Below are 14,498 nucleotides of genomic sequence, written 5' to 3'. Positions count from 1 at the left end.
CTCAGATCTCCAGTGGCGTTACGCCCATGAAGGCGCCCAGGTGGCCAAGTTGCGCAAAGGCCATTTGCGCGCCCGTCTGCACCGCGCAGCCGCGTTCACGCGCGTGTTGCAGCAGCGGGGTGATTTCGGGCGAAGTGACAACGTCGGCTACCAGCGTGGTGCTTTTGAGCGTGCCCAGCAGTGCAGCGGGCAGCGGCAGTTCGCCCGTGCCGCCCATGCCCACGGGCGAGGCGTTGACCACCAGGTCGAAGGCGTCCAGCGTGCTGTATGCGGTGGTGGTGCCGACGCCAGGGAAGGCCTTGCCCAGCAGGCCGGCAAGCGCTGTGGCGCGAGGCGTTTCGGGGTCGGCGAGGGTGACGTGGGCAACCCCGGCCTCACCCAGTGCGTAGGCGATGGCACTGCCGACGCCACCGCAACCGACGATCAGCACTCGCTTGCCCGCAGGGGCGAAGCCGTGCTTGCGTGCTGCGCCCAGAAAGCCCGCGCCGTCCACGTTGTCACCATACAGGCGGCCGTCGTTTTCACGCCGTACCACGTTCACTGAGCCCAGGGCTGCTGCGCGTGCGCTCAGGCCGTCCAGGCGGGTGGCAAATGCCTGCTTGTAAGGCACGGTCACCACGCAACCGCGCAGGTTGCGCCAGCCGCGCAAGGTGTCGATAAAGGCGTCCAGCGCGGCATGCTGCAAGTCGATGGGCAGCATGGCCAGGTCATGGCCATTGTTGCTGAACCAGGTATTGAAGTTTTCAGGCGATTTCACCTGGGCGATGGGCGTGCCGACGATGGCGACCAGCGCTGTCGAACCTTTGATCATGGTGACTTCCGTTATAGGTGTTGTTGTGGAAGTCAGGGTGAGGCGGTGGCGGCGTTGTCACAATACGCTTGCCAGGGGTTTGATGCGACAATCGCACTCATGACGCGATTATCGCGGCAACTGCACAATTCGGCTTGCCTGGCGGCCACGAACTCCCCATTCAAGGGTGCAAAACATGGACAAACCCCTGATTCACCCCCGCGACCTGATTGCCGGTTTACAGAAAGGCCTGGCGCTCATGCAGCTGTTCAACGCCGAGCAGCCGCGCCTTACGGTGCCCCAGGCCGCCAGGCAAGCGGGCCTTACGCCCAGTGCGGCGCGGCGTTTTCTGCTGACCCTGGTGCATGAAGGCTTCGCCGAAACCGACAACCGCCACTACTGGCTGACCCCCAAGGCCCTGCGTATCGGCCAGGCCTATGTGGACTCGGCGCAGTTGCCACGCATGCTGCGCCCGGTCGTCGAGCAAGTGGCCCGGCAGACCCAGGAACATGTCTCGGTGGGGACACGCGACGACGACGAAATCATCCACCTGGTGCGTAGCCGCTACAGCCACATCGCCTCGTTGTCGATACGGCCCGGCTCGCGGGTGCCGATGTATTGCACTGCCGGCGGGCGAGTCTGGCTGGCGGCACTGAGCCAGGCGCAGCGCGATGACTATTTCGCCCGCAATCCGCTACACCCGCTGACGCCCTACACCCAGACCGACAGGGCGCTGCTGGACGCGACGTTGCAGCAGGTGCGCGAGCAGGGCTACTGCATCGTCGATCAAGAGTTCGAAGTCGGCATGCGCGTAATCGGCGTGCCGTTACTGGACCGGGCGGGGCAGTTGAAGGCGACGCTGACCATCACTACCCATGCATCGCGGCTGAGCATGGATGAGATACGCCTGCGTTACCTGCCACCGCTGTATGAGGCACAGGCGCTGCTCAAACCGGTGTTTGGCTGACCGGGCAGCGTGGGGTGGGTACGAGGGCGGCAGCTCAAGCCGTTTTCACTGCCAGCCCATCAGCCATACCTCAGGGTCACGCAGCACCTGCCAGTCCAGCCACTGGCTGCGCTTGCTGTGCACCGCTTCCAGTTCCACACGCAGTACATGCCCTTCTTCATCCCGTTCCAGGTCGGTCACCAGGAAGTGTTTCTCACGGTTCGTGGGGTGTCGCGCTGTCCATTTCGAGAGTTTCAATTTGTCCGGGTTGAAGCGGTTCATCATTGCTCCTTGGGCGAGAGTGCATCCTGATCGTTATACAGGCAGGTAAGCCACCGAGGATACTGGCCCGGCCAGTATCTGGCCGGTCGATCCCTGCCGAATGCGGTGTGTGGCATGGCCGGGCCGCAAGCCGAGAACCGTACCCCCCCAGAAACGGCAAACGGCCGCCCTCAGGCAGCCGTTTGTTATGGCTCATGTGCAAGGGTCAATCCTTGCTGACGGCGTCCTTGACGTCACCGACTACCTGCTGCGCTTCGCCTTTTTTCTCCTGCACCTTGCCTTTGACCTCCAGTTCCGTGTTGCCAGTGGCCTTGCCTACGGCTTGCTTGACCTTGCCGATGGCTTCGTTGGCCAAGCCCTTTACTTTGTCCGAAGTGCTGCTCATGGTTTTTCTCCTTCGACAGACATCCGTGAAACGTGGGTTGGGTGAAGCGTACCTGCAGCGTGGGCGTTGCGACTCACACCGTGGCAACGCGCGTTTTGCGTGACGACAGCGCGAAGCGGCCTACGCCAAAACTCAAGGCGGCACCGATCAGCAGGGTTACCAAGGTGCCCCAGGCGGCTTTCGAGACGTTGCTGGCGGCGACCTGGGCAGCCTCGCGAGCCTGTTGCTCGGCCTGCTCTTTAAGCACCTTCACCTGCTCGGCAGCCTGTTCATAGGCACGGGCGTAGTTATCGACCACCTGCTGGGCCTCCTGCTGGCTCTTGCCGGTGCGCGCAGCGACGATGTTGACCAACGCTTGCTTGTCTGCCGCGCTCAGGGCAGGTTCACCGGCCTTGCGCACGCGCTCGAACCATGCTTTGAGCTGGTCGATGGCCTGGGTCGGGTTCTCGGCCGCGATGCGTCCTGCCGACTCTCCCTGAGCCTGCGCCTGCTCGGCCTTCTGCTCCAGGGTCGAGGGGGCCAGCTCAGCCTTGCCAGACTGCGCCAAGGTCTTGTTCAACTCGGCTTCCAGGTTGTCCCAGTCCAGCGAGATACCCTTCTTGTTCAGTTGCTCCTTGATGCCTTGGCTCACACTGGGCGCGGCGGCAGCGACGCCGTCGGCCGCCAGCGACAGGCCCTTGCCAGCGATGTTGCCGGCAGTGCCAACCACGGTGCCGGCCAACGACGCCAGCAACCAGGTAGCCAGCAGGGTGGTCACTGTCCAGCTCAACAGGCCATGCAGGCCGCCCCGGGTGGGCGCGGTCCGCCCGGCGACCCAGGCACCTGCCGCGACCGAGAGCAGGGTGCTGATGAACAGCCATACCCCCGCACCGGTGCCGAAGCCCTGCAGCGGATTGCCATCAGCCATAGGGTTCATGGCGCCGGCGCCAATGGCCGTGCCCAGCACGCTGAGTACCAGGTAGCTGACCAGGGCGATGGCGCCGCCTGCGAACACGGCGCTCCACGATACCCGTAGCGGGCTGACAGCGTTCGTTGGGGTGGTCACGTACGATTCAGTCATCTATGCATCCTCGTGGGTAAGATCCGGCAGCACCGGCACAGGCCTGGTGCAACGTCAGGGCCAGTTTGCAGGTCACATGCAAGGCTGTGATGGCGCATCCGCACCTGATCGATTAGTGCATTCGCACCAACCCTGGCCGGCCTGCAGCGATTAAGCTCCAGGCCATGCAGACCTGCCGATTGGAGAACCTCTATGAGCGACGCCGTGCTTGCCCGCGAGACCAACCGCCGCCAACTTCAGCAAATCATCGCCGGGTTGTCCGATGGCGTGATCCTGCTGGAGGTCGACCAGTCCATCATCTGGGCCAACGAAGCGGCGTTGCGCATGCACGGGGTCGACAGCCTGGAGCAACTGGGCAGCGACGCTGAGGGCTATCGCGCACGCTTTGCCCTGCGCTACCGCAACAATCACCCCCTTGAAGCCGAGCAGTACCCGATCGCGCGGGTGGCCGCAGGAGAGGTGTTCAGCGACGTGATGGTGGAGGTGCTAGCTGTTGGCGACGATGAAGCGCGCAGCCGTGTGCACCGGGTGCGCAGCATGGTGCTGGAAGACAGCAAGGGTGAGGCCGAATCGCTGGTGCTGATCCTGGCCGATGCCACCGAATGGGCCAGTGCCGAGCAGCGCTTCGAAAAGACCTTCAATGCCAACCCGGCCCCTGCAGTCATCTGCAGGCTCAGCGACTTGCGCTTCATCAAGGTCAACCAGGGCTTTCTGGAGATGACCGGCCATGTGCGGGAGAACGTCATCGGCCGTTCTGTCTATGAAGTGGATGTGCTGGAAAACGCCGAACGCAAGGAATTGGCTATCGAGCGGCTCATGGAAGGGGCCACCATCCCGCAGATGCAGGCTGAACTGCGCTTGCCCGATGGCGGCACCAAGCTGGTCATCGTGGCCGGGCAACCCTTGGACATGCACGAAGAAGATTGCATGCTGTTTTCATTCACCGACCTGGAGCCCCGGCGCAAGGCGGAAAATGCCCTGCGCCAGAGTGAGGAACGCTTTGCCAAGGCCTTTCGCCTCAGCCCAGTGCCCACCGTGGTGTGCAGCGCCGACAGGCAGCAGTTGATCGATGCCAATGAAGCCTTTCTCGACACCCTGGGTTACGCCGCCCAGGAGCTGATCGGCAAGACCGTGGCCGAAATCGACTTCATGGATGATCGGCGTGTCGCGACCCAAGTATTCGATGCGCTGGAAAAAACCGGGCGCATCGAGGGGCTGGACCTCAAGCTGCGAAAAAAAGGCAATGACCGTCTCGACTGTGTGCTGCAGGCGGACACTGTGAGCCTGCAGGACACCCCGTGTTACCTGTTGGTGCTGATGGACATCACCGAGCGCAAGCGTTCCGAGCTGGAGTTGGTCGAGGCGATAGAAACGGTGATGCAGGATGCGTCGTGGTTCAGCCAGACCTTGATCGAGAAGCTGGCCAATGCCAAGCGCCTGAACACCGGCCGCTTGCCTGACGCCTCATTGACCGACCTGACCCGCCGCGAGCGCGATGTGCTGGCGCTGATCTGCGAAGGCCTTGCCGACAAGGAAATCGCCACGCGGTTGAACCTGGCCCTTAATACTGTGCGCAACCATGTGGCAACGGTGTACTCCAAGCTCGATGTTCACAGCCGCAGTGAGGCCATTGTCTGGGCGCGTGAGCGACGCCTGTTCACGCATTGATTGGTCCAGGCACAGGTTCCGGGGAGGGGCCTGGGCTATCGCCAGTGGGCGATCGGAGGTAGGCGTTATTGCTTCGCCGAGGCCTCTGCTGGACGCCAAAGGGCTTCATGGTCTTTGAAGCCCTCGGACCGACCTTTTGCTTATCAGCGACGCAGCAGGCGGCTCACCACCAGGGTGAGGGCGGCGCCGATTGCCAGTGCGGTGATGGGCTTCTCTTTTACGAAGGCAGAGACGTTGTTCAGTGCGTCACCGTAGGTTTTGGTCAGCTGGCCAGCGACCTGGCGGCCATCGCCCTCTGCCTCCAGGGCCGGGTCCTCGAAAAGCCGACCCACCGCGCTCTGCGCCTTGCCTGCGACTTTCTGTGCAACACCTTCAACTTGTTCGCTTTTCATAGTGATCAAACCTTCCTAGTGAGTGGCAATGGGAACGCACAAGGTTAGGGAGCGGGGCGGGTGGATTAGTTCAAAGCGGTTTACGCGATTGGGAACGATCCTTGCTGATTGCTAGCAATATCCATAAAGGAGCTAGCAATGAACGAGTCCCTGGTCGCCCATTCCCGCGGTGGCGTGCTGTGCACCCCGCACCCCTTGGCCAGCGCTGCGGGCCTGGAGGTGCTCGACGGCGGGGGTAGCGCAATCGATGCCATGCTCACCGCCAGTGCCGTGCTGGCAGCGGTGTACCCACACATGACGGGCCTGGGCGGTGATGCACTGTGGTTGCTCCACGATGACCAGGTACGCACCATCATCGGGATCGGCCAGGCCGGCAGGCGCTTGCCTGCGGCGGGCGCGATCAGCCTGCGTGGGCCTGCCTCGGTCGCGACCACGGCCGGGGCCATGGCCAGTTGGGCGCAGGCCAAGGCCATCAGCGAGCAGTGGGGGTCGCGGCTGGGCTGGGCCGACCTGCTGACAGGCGCCGCCGGGCTGGCCCGGGACGGGGTAGAGGTATCCGCCTCGCAACTGTTCTGGCAAGGGCAGCGCGCCAGCCTCATCCAGGCACTGCCCAGCCTGCAGGCATTGTGTACGCCCCAAGGTGGCCGTTTGCGCCAACCCGCGCTGGCCAACAGCCTGGAGCACCTGGCGCGGCGTGGGCCAAGCGACTTCTACCACGGTGAACTGGCGCAGGCCTTCGGTGTGGCGTTCGACGCGCTGGGTTGCGGCCTGACCCTCGCAGACCTGCGCGCCACCCGCGCAGACCTGGCGGCGCCGCTCTGCGTACGTTATCGCAACGGCTGGCTGTACAATGTCGCGCCTCCCAGCCAAGGCCTGTACACGCTGCGCGCCATGGCTGCGCTGCAGGCCCTGAACCTGGGCGAGAACGGCACGCCGCGCTATTACCACCTGCTGGTCGAAGCCATCAAGCAGGGCCTGCTGCAGCGCAACACTCAACTCCATGACCCACGCGCCACGGGTTGGGACTTCGAGCACGCGCTTGCTCTGCCTCCCGCAACCCTCAACGAGCAACGTGCGACGCCCTGGGGAGCGCCCGGGCAACCGGCCGACACGGTATGGATGGCCGCCACCGACCGCGCCGGGCGCAGTGCCTGCCTGATTCAAAGCCTGTTCCATGACTTCGGCTCCGGGTGCATCCTGGGCGATACCGGCATCCTTTGGCACAACCGTGCGGCAGGTTTCAGTCCCCAGCCGGGGCACTGCAACGCCTGGGCGCCCGGCAAGCGGCCGGCGCATACACTCAACCCTTCGGCCTACCTGGCCGATGATGGGCGGCGCTGGTTTTTCGGCACCCAAGGGGGCGACGGCCAGCCCCAGACGCAGATGGTGCTTGCCACCCAGTTGATCGACTACCAGCAGCCTGCCGAGGCGGCGTTGCGTGCACCGCGCTTTCTGCTTGGGCGCAGCTTCTTCGACAGCACCGACAACCTCAAGCTGGAGGCCGATATCGGCGCAACGGTGGTGCAGGGGCTGGCCGACCGTGGCCACCAGGTCGAGACCACGCCTGCGTTGAGCCCGTTGATGGGCCTGGCCGGCGTGATTGCCATCGGCCTGGACGGCCAGCGCACCGCTGCCTATGACCCGCGCAGCCAGGGCAGCGCCCTTGGCCAGCAGGACTGAACCACGCCGATTGCCGCAATGCGTGGCCCGGCGGATAATGCCGGCCCAAAGCGTTTGAGGGTTTCGAGGTCGCGATGAAAGGCAAGACGGTCAGCAGCAAGCAACAAGAAGTCCAGCGCATCGCCGAGATGCTCGCCAAGGCCATTGCCCAGCATCGCCTGCGCCCCGGCGTGCGCCTGGTCGAGGCGCACATCGTCGAGACCCTGCAAGCCAACCGCAACCACGTGCAGGCTGCGCTGCAACGCCTGGCCATGCAACGCATCGTCGACATCGAGCCCAACCGCGGCGCCACCGTGGCCCAGCCAAGTGCCCGCGAAGCACGGGAAATCTTCGCCGCACGCCGCGCCGTGGAGCGGGCGATCGTCGAGGCCATCACCCCGGCCCATGTCGCCGAGCATCAGGTGCGCATCGAACAGCACATGCACGACGAGCGTGCAGCCACTGCCAGCACCGATCGCCGCGCCATCGTTCGCGAACTCAGTGAGTTTCACCTGTTGCTGGGTGAGGTGAGCGGTAACCAGGTGCTGGCCGACATCCTCGGCAACCTGATGGTGCGCAGTTCGCTGATCGTCGCCCTGTATCAGCGCGGGGACAGCCCGCCCTGTGCCTCGGACGAGCACCAGGCGATCATCGATGCCTTGCGCGCCGGCGATACCCAGGCGGCCGTGGACGAAATGATCGCGCACCTGGACGAACTCGAAGGCCAGTTGGCCCTCGAGGATGTGGCTGCGCCTGAGGTCAACCTGCGCCAGGCACTGTCAGGGCTGTGAGCGGTGCTGGGAACAGCTCGGCCGGTGGCCGGCTGAAGGTCTGCCGGCCCTGTTTGAACCCCATCAGCGGCGCGGCGATACGGCCGATCACCTCGGCGGGCGAGGGCGCGTCGAACACCACGAAGTCGGCCCGGCAACCCGGTTCCAGGCCATAGTCGGCAAGGCGCAGCAGGCGCGCCGACTGCCGTGAGATCCAGCCCAGGCACAGCAGCAATTCCTCCGGCGTGCCCAGTTGGGCGACGTTGGCGTACAGGTTGGCCTGACGCACCAGGGAGGCATCGCCATAGGGCGTGAAAGGGTTACCGATGTTGTTGCTGGACAACGAACAGGTCACCCCGCACTGATGCAGTTGTGCCAGCGGTGCCAGCCCCCTGGGCTTGTCATGGAAGCGGTCACGGCCGGTGAGAAACAGGTCGGTGGCCGGCAGGCAGGTAACATGCACACCGGCTTCGGCCAACGCCTGGCCCATGCGCAGCAGTTCGGCCTGCGGCAGCGCCGAGAGCTTGGTCACATGGCCGACGGTGACCCGGCCTTGCCAGCCATGCTGGCGGGTGCAGCGGATCACCTCGCCCAAGGTCATGCCGGCGATTTGCAGGTCGAAGTCCAGGTGCAGGTCCAGGTCGCGATCGTAGGCCACCGCCAGTTCGAACAGCCGGCGGATCTGCGCTGGTGGGTCGGCGTCGGTGTAAGGGCAGCCGCCCAGCACTTCGGCGCCTTCGTCCAGGGCCTGGCACAACAGCGCTTCGGTCCCGGGGTTGTCGAGCATGCCTTCCTGCGGGAACACGCAGATCTCCAGGGTCACGGCCCAGGCGTAATCCGCCTGTAGCCTGCGGATGGCGCGCAGGCCGGTCAGGCCGATACCCGGGTCGATCTCGACATGGGTACGCATGTGAGTGGTGCCTTGTACGATGGCTTGCTCCAGCACAGCCGCGCCGCGGGCGTAGACATCGGCCTCGGTGAACGCGGCTTTGGCCAGGCGGGTCTGGGCGATGGCTTCGGCCAGCGTGCCTTCGCGCAGCTGGCAGCGCGAAAGGATGCAGGCCTTGTCCAGATGGATATGGGTTTCGATCAGGCCCGGCAGCACCAGCCGGCCGCCGAGGTCGAGCTTGGGCGCCGGCCGGCTCAGCCGGGCCACGAAGCGGCCGTCTTCGATCAGCAGGCGGCTCAGTGCCGGGCCGTCGCCCAGGCGCACATTGATCAGTTCCAGATGGCTCATGCGGCGGCTCCTGCGCCCAGGTAGGCGGCTTCCAGTTGTGGGTCACCGCGAAGTTGCTCGGCGCTGCCCTGTTTGACGATGCGGCCGGTTTCCAGCACGTAGGCGCGGTCGGCCACCTGCAGTGCCAGGTTAGCCATCTGATCGACCAGCAGTAACGTCACGCCTTCGTCGCGCAGGGCGGCGAGGGCGTCGTACAGCTCGCCGATCATCGCCGGGGAGAGGCCCAGGGACGGCTCGTCCAGCAGCAGGATGCGTGGCTTGGCCATCAGCGCGCGGCCAATCGCGACCATCTGCTGCTCACCGCCCGAGAGCAGCCCGGCCGGGCTGTGGATGCGTTCGCGCAGGCGGGGGAAGCGCGTGAGGATCGCGGCGATTTCGCCGTCGGCATCGACGGCATCCTGGCGCACGTTGGCCCCCAGCAGCAGGTTCTCGCGCACGCTCAACTGGCCGAACAGCTGCCGGCCCTCAGGGACCAGGGCCAGGCCAAGGCGGGCGATCTGGCTGGCATCGAGGCTTTCGATGCTGCGGTTGTCCAGCACGATGCTGCCGCCACGTGGCCGGTGCAGGCCGGCAAGGGCCTGCAGGATGCTCGATTTGCCGGCGCCATTGGCGCCCAGGATAGCGATCAGCTCACCCGGGTTGACCACCAGGTCGACAGCTTCGACCACTGGCGCCGCGCCATAGTCGATGCACAGGTCGCGCACGTGCAGCACGGCATCACGCGAGCCCGCCCAGGCCTGCGCGCGCGGCTGGGCCTGGTACTCGGTGCCCCCCAGGTACGCCGCAATCACCCGCGGGTCCGAGCGCACCTGTTCAGGGGTGCCCCAGGCGATCGGCTTGCCGGCGTCGAGCACCAGTAGCCTGTGCGACACGGCCATCACCAGCGGCATGTCGTGCTCGACCAGGATGATCGCCAGGTTGAAGGTGGCCAGGCGTTGCAGCAGCGTGGCCAGGCGGTCGGTGTCCTGCCGGCCAAGGCCCGCCGCCGGCTCGTCAAGCAGCAACACCTGCGGGCGGCTGGCCAGGGCCCGGGCGATCTCGACCAAGCGGCGGTCGACGTGGGGCAGGTCATCGGCGGCGACGTGCAGGTTGCCGCGGTAGCCGACCAGCGCCAGCAACGCGATGGCCAAGGCCTTGCGTGTGGCCTGCTGGCACGGCCAGGGCCGTTCGATGGCACCTTGCTGGAAGGCCAGCAGCAGGTTCTCAAGCACGCTCAGCTCACCGAACAGCTGGGTGGTCTGGTACGTACGGGCGATACCGGCGCGCGCGATGCGCCAGGCCGGCTGCCCGGCCAGCTCCGCGCCCAGCTGTATCGAGCCGGAGTCGGGGCGGTAGAAACCACTGATCAGGTTGAGCACCGTGGATTTGCCCGCACCATTGGGCCCGATCAGGCTGGTGATGCTGCCTGGCAAGGGCTGCAGGCTGACGTGCTGCGCGGCCTGCACACCCCCGAAACGGATGCCGATGCCCTCGACCTTCAGCCCATGCCGCGCACCACCGGTGAAGAACGCCCTCAGCACCGCCGGATCTGGCTGTGCGGTGACCGGCTCGTGCCGCGGCCGCCAAAACCGCTTGGCGAGGCTGCCCAGCACACCGCGTGGTGCCGCCCACAGTACCGCCAGCAGCAAAACCGAGAACGCCAGCAGCCGGTACTCGGCAAAGTCGGCCAGCAGTTCAGGCAGCAGCACGATCACCAGTGCACCGAGCACCGGCCCGAACAGCATGCCGGCGCCACCGACGATCACCGCCAGGACGAACAGGATCGACTGCGAGAACGGGAACGCTGCCGGGTTGATGAACATCAGCACCGGCGCTACCAGCGCACCGGCTGCGCCCGCCAGGCCTGCCGACAGGGCAAAGGCCAAGGTCCGCGTCTGCACCGGGTTGACCCCCAATGAGCGGGCGGCGATCTCCGACGCCTTCACCGCCCGCATTGCCAGGCCCCAGCCGCTGCGCTGCAGGCTCCAGTAGAAGGCCAGCGCCGCCAGCATCAGCAGCACCGCAGCCAGTGCCAGCAGCAGGGCCGGGTCCAGCGTGCCGACTTCAGGCAGTGGAATGCCCATCAGGCCGTTGGCACCGCCAGTGATGCTGCGCCACTCGATCAGGCCGTTGTGCACCACCAGGGCAAAGGCAATGGTGATCATCGCCAGGTAGGGCCCGCTGACCCGTAGCGCCGGGATCGCCAGCAAGCCGCCCAACAGCGCGCAGCCAAGGCCGGCCAGGGGCAGGGCGCCCGACAGCGGCAGGCCGGCAAGTGTCAGCAACGCCGACAGGTAGGCGCCGATGGCATAGAAGGCGATGTGCCCGAAGGACATCTGCCCGGACAAACCGATCAGGATGTTCAGGCCCACGCCGACGGTGACCGCCAGCGCGTACAAGGTCAGGATCAACAGCCAGTAGCTGTCCAGGCCCAAAGCCAGGCCAAGGCTGGCGACCCCGAACAGGGCCAGGCCGAGGGGGGCGAGTCGCTCGCGCATGGTCATACCTTTACCCAGAGTTTGCGGCCGAACAGGCCGTCAGGACGTGCCGCGAGTACCACGATCACCAGTGCAAAGCACAGCAATTGCGTGAACGCAGAGCCGAAATACAGCGTGACCACCGCCTCGAGCAGGCCAAACAGCAGGCCTGCCGCGAACACCCCACCCGCACTGGCGATGCCGCCGAGGATGGCCACGGCGAACGCCTTCAGGCCGAACAACGTGCCCATGTCGGCGTGCACGCTGTACAGCGGTGCGATCAGCAGGCCCGCCAGCGCCGCGAACACGGTCGACAGGGCGAAGGCCGCCGTCACCACGCGGTTCACGTCGATGCCCATCAGCCGGGCTGCCCGTGGGTTCTGCACGCAGGCTTCCAGGCGCAGGCCCAGCTGTGTGCGTCGGCGCACCCAGTAAAGCGCGGCCGCCACCGCCGCACCGGCCAGCGGGATGGCCAACTGCACGGCATTCAGGCTGCTGTCGCCCAGGTCCAGGCGCAGGCTGGTCAGGGCACTGCCGAACTGCCGTGGCTCCTTGCCGAAGGTGAACATCGCCAGGTTGTCCAGCAGCAGCCCGCCCGCCACGGTCGCCATCAGCCAGGCGTCCGAGCCACGGGCATGGAACGGGCGCACCAGAAAGCGCTCGATGGCCAGGCCCAGCACCGCGCACAGCAGCAGGGTAGTGGGCAGTGCCAGCCACAACGGCCAGCCCCAGGTCACGGCCAGGCTGTAGCCAAGCACGGCGCCGACCATCATCGCGCTGCCCTGGGCGAAGTTGACCGTGCGCGACACGGCATAGGTGAGGTGAAAGCCCAGCGCCAGCAGCGCATACATGCTGCCCAGGCCCAGGCCGCTGACCAGTGCGGTGGTGATCATGTCGAGGGCCTCCGCTCAGGGCGTCACGGGCACGATGGTGTCGCCATCGAAGCGGCTGAAGACATAGTCCTCAGGGCCCAGGGCGTCGTGGCGGTCAACGCTGAACGGCTGCTGGTAGTGTTTGATCAGCCCCTCGTAGTCGCTGATGGCATAGAACCCGTCACGCACCTTCGTGCCTTGGGTGTCCTGGGCCTTGTCGATCGCCAGGGCCACCAGGTGCATGGCGTCGTAGGCGTTGGCGATGCCCACGGCCGGGGTCACGTCGGCCAGGGTCTTGACCTGCGGGTAACGCTGCTTGAGGGCGGCCAGCAAGGCATCGCCGCGGGCGCTGTTGTGGGCGCTGAAGACGAACGTCTGGATGAAGTGCACGCGCCCGGCGTCAGGCCCGGCCAGCTCGCCGAAGCGGCCGCCGGCCGGGCCCCAGTGCGACACCACCGGCACGTTCCAGCCCATCTGCTGGAGCGATTTGACCACCTGCGCCGAAGGCCCGACGTTGCCCACCAGCAGCAAGGTGTCGACGCCTGCGTTTTTCAGGCGGGTGAGTTGCGGCACCATGTCCAGGTCACTGTCCTCAAAGCGCTCGGCCGGCGCCTGGGCCATGTCGCGGCGGGCCATAGCGGCGTTGAGCCCTGCCAGGTTCGACTCGCCCCACGGGTTATTGGCCAGGATCAGGCCCGGGCGCTTCATGCCCTGGCGCAGGCCATAGGCGACCAGTGCTTCGTCCACTTGTTCATCCACCGCCGACACGCGGAACACGTAGTTGTCCTTCGCGCCGTTCTCGGTGATTTTGGTGCCCGCCGCCCAGATCCCCATGAACGGCGTTTTCAGTTGGTTGGCCAAGGGCACGATGGCCAGCGACACCGGGGTGTCGAGGCCGCCGAACAGCACGCTGACCTTTTCCCGCTGGATCAACTCGCGCGCCGCCAGCATGCCCTTGGCCGGGTTGCTCTCGTCATCGCGGCGCACCAGTTCCACCGGGCGGCCCAGCAGCCCGCCTTTGGCATTGATCTCATCGATGGCCAGGGTCAGGCCCCGGGTCAGGGCCTCGCCGGACTTGGCAGACTGCCCCGACAACGCGGCCACCAGGCCCACCTTGATCGGCTCTGCAGCCTGTACCCAGCCCGTGCAGCAGGCCAGGGAAAAGGCTGCGCAGGGCAGCCAGCGACGTAGCAAGGAACGGCTGAACATGGTTCGAACTCCTGATTGCTAGCAATTTATAAAAATGTGCTAGCAAAACAGGTGCCATTTGGAAAATACTTCGGGCACCCCGTGTTTTGGGGCTTGCGCCTTCGGCTTCAGCGCCCTCGCGTGCACTGGATCAAGGCATCGCTCGGGGCCTGCGCCCCGTTCTGGACACCCTCGGAGACTTGCAATGACCGAAAGCAACAGCGCCGTACAGATCGTTCGCGACTTCCTCGCTGCTTCCATGGCCCCCGACCCGGTGCGCGCTGCCACGTTCATGAGCGACGACGTGCGCATTACCTTTACCGGCGGCCGCGCGATGCCCACCCCGGCCGACATCACCGCGTTCAACGGCGCGCGTTACACCTGGGTGAAGAAGCAGCTGGGGCAGTTCGACTGGTGTGAGCGCGAGGACCACACCGTGGTGTATTCCAATGGCACGCTGTACGGGCAGTGGCCGGATGGCCGCAGCTTTTCCGGCAACCGTTACCTGGACCGTTTCGAAGTGAAGGCGGGCAAGATCGTGCGCATGGATGTGTGGAACGACAGCGCTGAATGGATGCTGGCGCCGGAGATTGGCAAGGCCTGAGCGGGTCAGTTGCGGCGTATCTTCGCGATTGCGCCAACCAGTCGCTGAATTGACCCCGCGCCGCGCGAGAATTCATTCGCTAGAGGAGGTGAGCCATGGCCGCTGAACGTGGTGTGCAGCTGGCCGCCCATCCCGGCGCAGCGATGGCCAGGTGAACTTTATCAGGCCTCCAGGCTTCCTCTGTTACAG

At 65.6% G+C, this 14,498-nt stretch carries 14 protein-coding genes; 5 read left to right on the top strand and 9 right to left on the bottom strand.

The window, feature by feature from the left end:
- Position 1: 1 nt before the first annotated feature.
- The gene (locus JNA92_RS17435; RefSeq protein WP_241805907.1) at positions 2–811 is read right to left on the bottom strand and encodes a shikimate dehydrogenase family protein; all 810 of its coding nucleotides are present in this window, start codon (positions 809–811) and stop codon (positions 2–4) included.
- 175 nt (positions 812–986) lie between these two features.
- Between JNA92_RS17435 and JNA92_RS17430 the strand changes: the two genes are divergently transcribed.
- A complete protein-coding gene (locus JNA92_RS17430; RefSeq protein ID WP_241805906.1) occupies positions 987–1,757 on the top strand; it encodes an IclR family transcriptional regulator domain-containing protein in 771 nt (256 codons plus the stop codon).
- Between the two features lie 45 nt (positions 1,758–1,802).
- Here JNA92_RS17430 and JNA92_RS17425 read toward each other — a convergent pair whose 3' ends face one another.
- From JNA92_RS17425 to JNA92_RS17415, 3 genes are all read right to left on the bottom strand, one after another.
- A complete protein-coding gene (locus tag JNA92_RS17425) occupies positions 1,803–2,018 on the bottom strand; it encodes a TIGR02450 family Trp-rich protein (protein WP_241805905.1) in 216 nt (71 codons plus the stop codon).
- A 205-nt stretch (positions 2,019–2,223) separates the two neighbouring features.
- The gene (locus tag JNA92_RS17420; RefSeq protein WP_241805904.1) at positions 2,224–2,403 is read right to left on the bottom strand and encodes a CsbD family protein; all 180 of its coding nucleotides are present in this window, start codon (positions 2,401–2,403) and stop codon (positions 2,224–2,226) included.
- Between the two features lie 73 nt (positions 2,404–2,476).
- Complete coding sequence (locus tag JNA92_RS17415; protein WP_241805903.1) at positions 2,477–3,463, bottom strand: hypothetical protein; 987 nt, start codon at positions 3,461–3,463, stop codon at positions 2,477–2,479.
- Between the two features lie 192 nt (positions 3,464–3,655).
- Between JNA92_RS17415 and JNA92_RS17410 the strand changes: the two genes are divergently transcribed.
- Positions 3,656–5,131 carry a PAS domain S-box protein gene (locus JNA92_RS17410; RefSeq protein WP_241805902.1) on the top strand — a complete coding sequence of 492 codons (1,476 nt, stop codon included), beginning with the start codon at positions 3,656–3,658 and terminating at the stop codon, positions 5,129–5,131.
- Between the two features lie 143 nt (positions 5,132–5,274).
- Here JNA92_RS17410 and JNA92_RS17405 read toward each other — a convergent pair whose 3' ends face one another.
- Complete coding sequence (locus tag JNA92_RS17405; protein ID WP_241805901.1) at positions 5,275–5,523, bottom strand: CsbD family protein; 249 nt, start codon at positions 5,521–5,523, stop codon at positions 5,275–5,277.
- A gap of 138 nt (positions 5,524–5,661) precedes the next feature.
- Here JNA92_RS17405 and JNA92_RS17400 point away from each other — a divergent pair, with 138 nt between their 5' ends.
- A complete protein-coding gene (locus tag JNA92_RS17400) occupies positions 5,662–7,203 on the top strand; it encodes a gamma-glutamyltransferase family protein (protein ID WP_241805900.1) in 1,542 nt (513 codons plus the stop codon).
- A 74-nt stretch (positions 7,204–7,277) separates the two neighbouring features.
- Positions 7,278–7,973: a GntR family transcriptional regulator gene (locus JNA92_RS17395; protein ID WP_241805899.1), complete on the top strand. Its 696-nt coding sequence runs from the start codon at positions 7,278–7,280 to the stop codon at positions 7,971–7,973.
- Here the strand turns inward: JNA92_RS17395 and JNA92_RS17390 are convergent.
- Genes JNA92_RS17390 through JNA92_RS17375 form a run of 4 tightly spaced genes read right to left on the bottom strand, consistent with a single transcriptional unit; the run spans position 7,942 to position 13,726 of the window.
- Entirely contained in the window at positions 7,942–9,189 is a 1,248-nt protein-coding gene (locus JNA92_RS17390; RefSeq protein ID WP_241805898.1) for an amidohydrolase family protein, read from the bottom strand. The genes JNA92_RS17395 and JNA92_RS17390 overlap by 32 nt on opposite strands.
- Positions 9,186–11,666 carry a branched-chain amino acid ABC transporter ATP-binding protein/permease gene (locus JNA92_RS17385; RefSeq protein ID WP_241805897.1) on the bottom strand — a complete coding sequence of 827 codons (2,481 nt, stop codon included), beginning with the start codon at positions 11,664–11,666 and terminating at the stop codon, positions 9,186–9,188. The genes JNA92_RS17390 and JNA92_RS17385 overlap by 4 nt, the downstream gene beginning before the upstream one ends.
- A 2-nt stretch (positions 11,667–11,668) precedes the next feature.
- Entirely contained in the window at positions 11,669–12,538 is an 870-nt protein-coding gene (locus JNA92_RS17380) for a branched-chain amino acid ABC transporter permease (protein ID WP_241805896.1), read from the bottom strand.
- Positions 12,539–12,553: 15 nt separating this feature from the next.
- A complete protein-coding gene (locus tag JNA92_RS17375; RefSeq protein WP_241805895.1) occupies positions 12,554–13,726 on the bottom strand; it encodes an ABC transporter substrate-binding protein in 1,173 nt (390 codons plus the stop codon).
- Positions 13,727–13,910: 184 nt separating this feature from the next.
- On the opposite strand from JNA92_RS17375, the gene JNA92_RS17370 reads away from it, so the two are divergent.
- Positions 13,911–14,309, top strand: a complete 399-nt coding sequence (locus tag JNA92_RS17370; RefSeq protein WP_241805894.1) for a nuclear transport factor 2 family protein — start codon at positions 13,911–13,913, stop codon at positions 14,307–14,309.
- Positions 14,310–14,498 lie beyond the last annotated feature (189 nt).

It is taken from the genome of Pseudomonas putida, assembly GCF_022627325.1.
Classification (GTDB): domain Bacteria; phylum Pseudomonadota; class Gammaproteobacteria; order Pseudomonadales; family Pseudomonadaceae; genus Aquipseudomonas; species Aquipseudomonas putida_X.
This window is presented reverse-complemented; position numbering and strand designations above follow the sequence as displayed.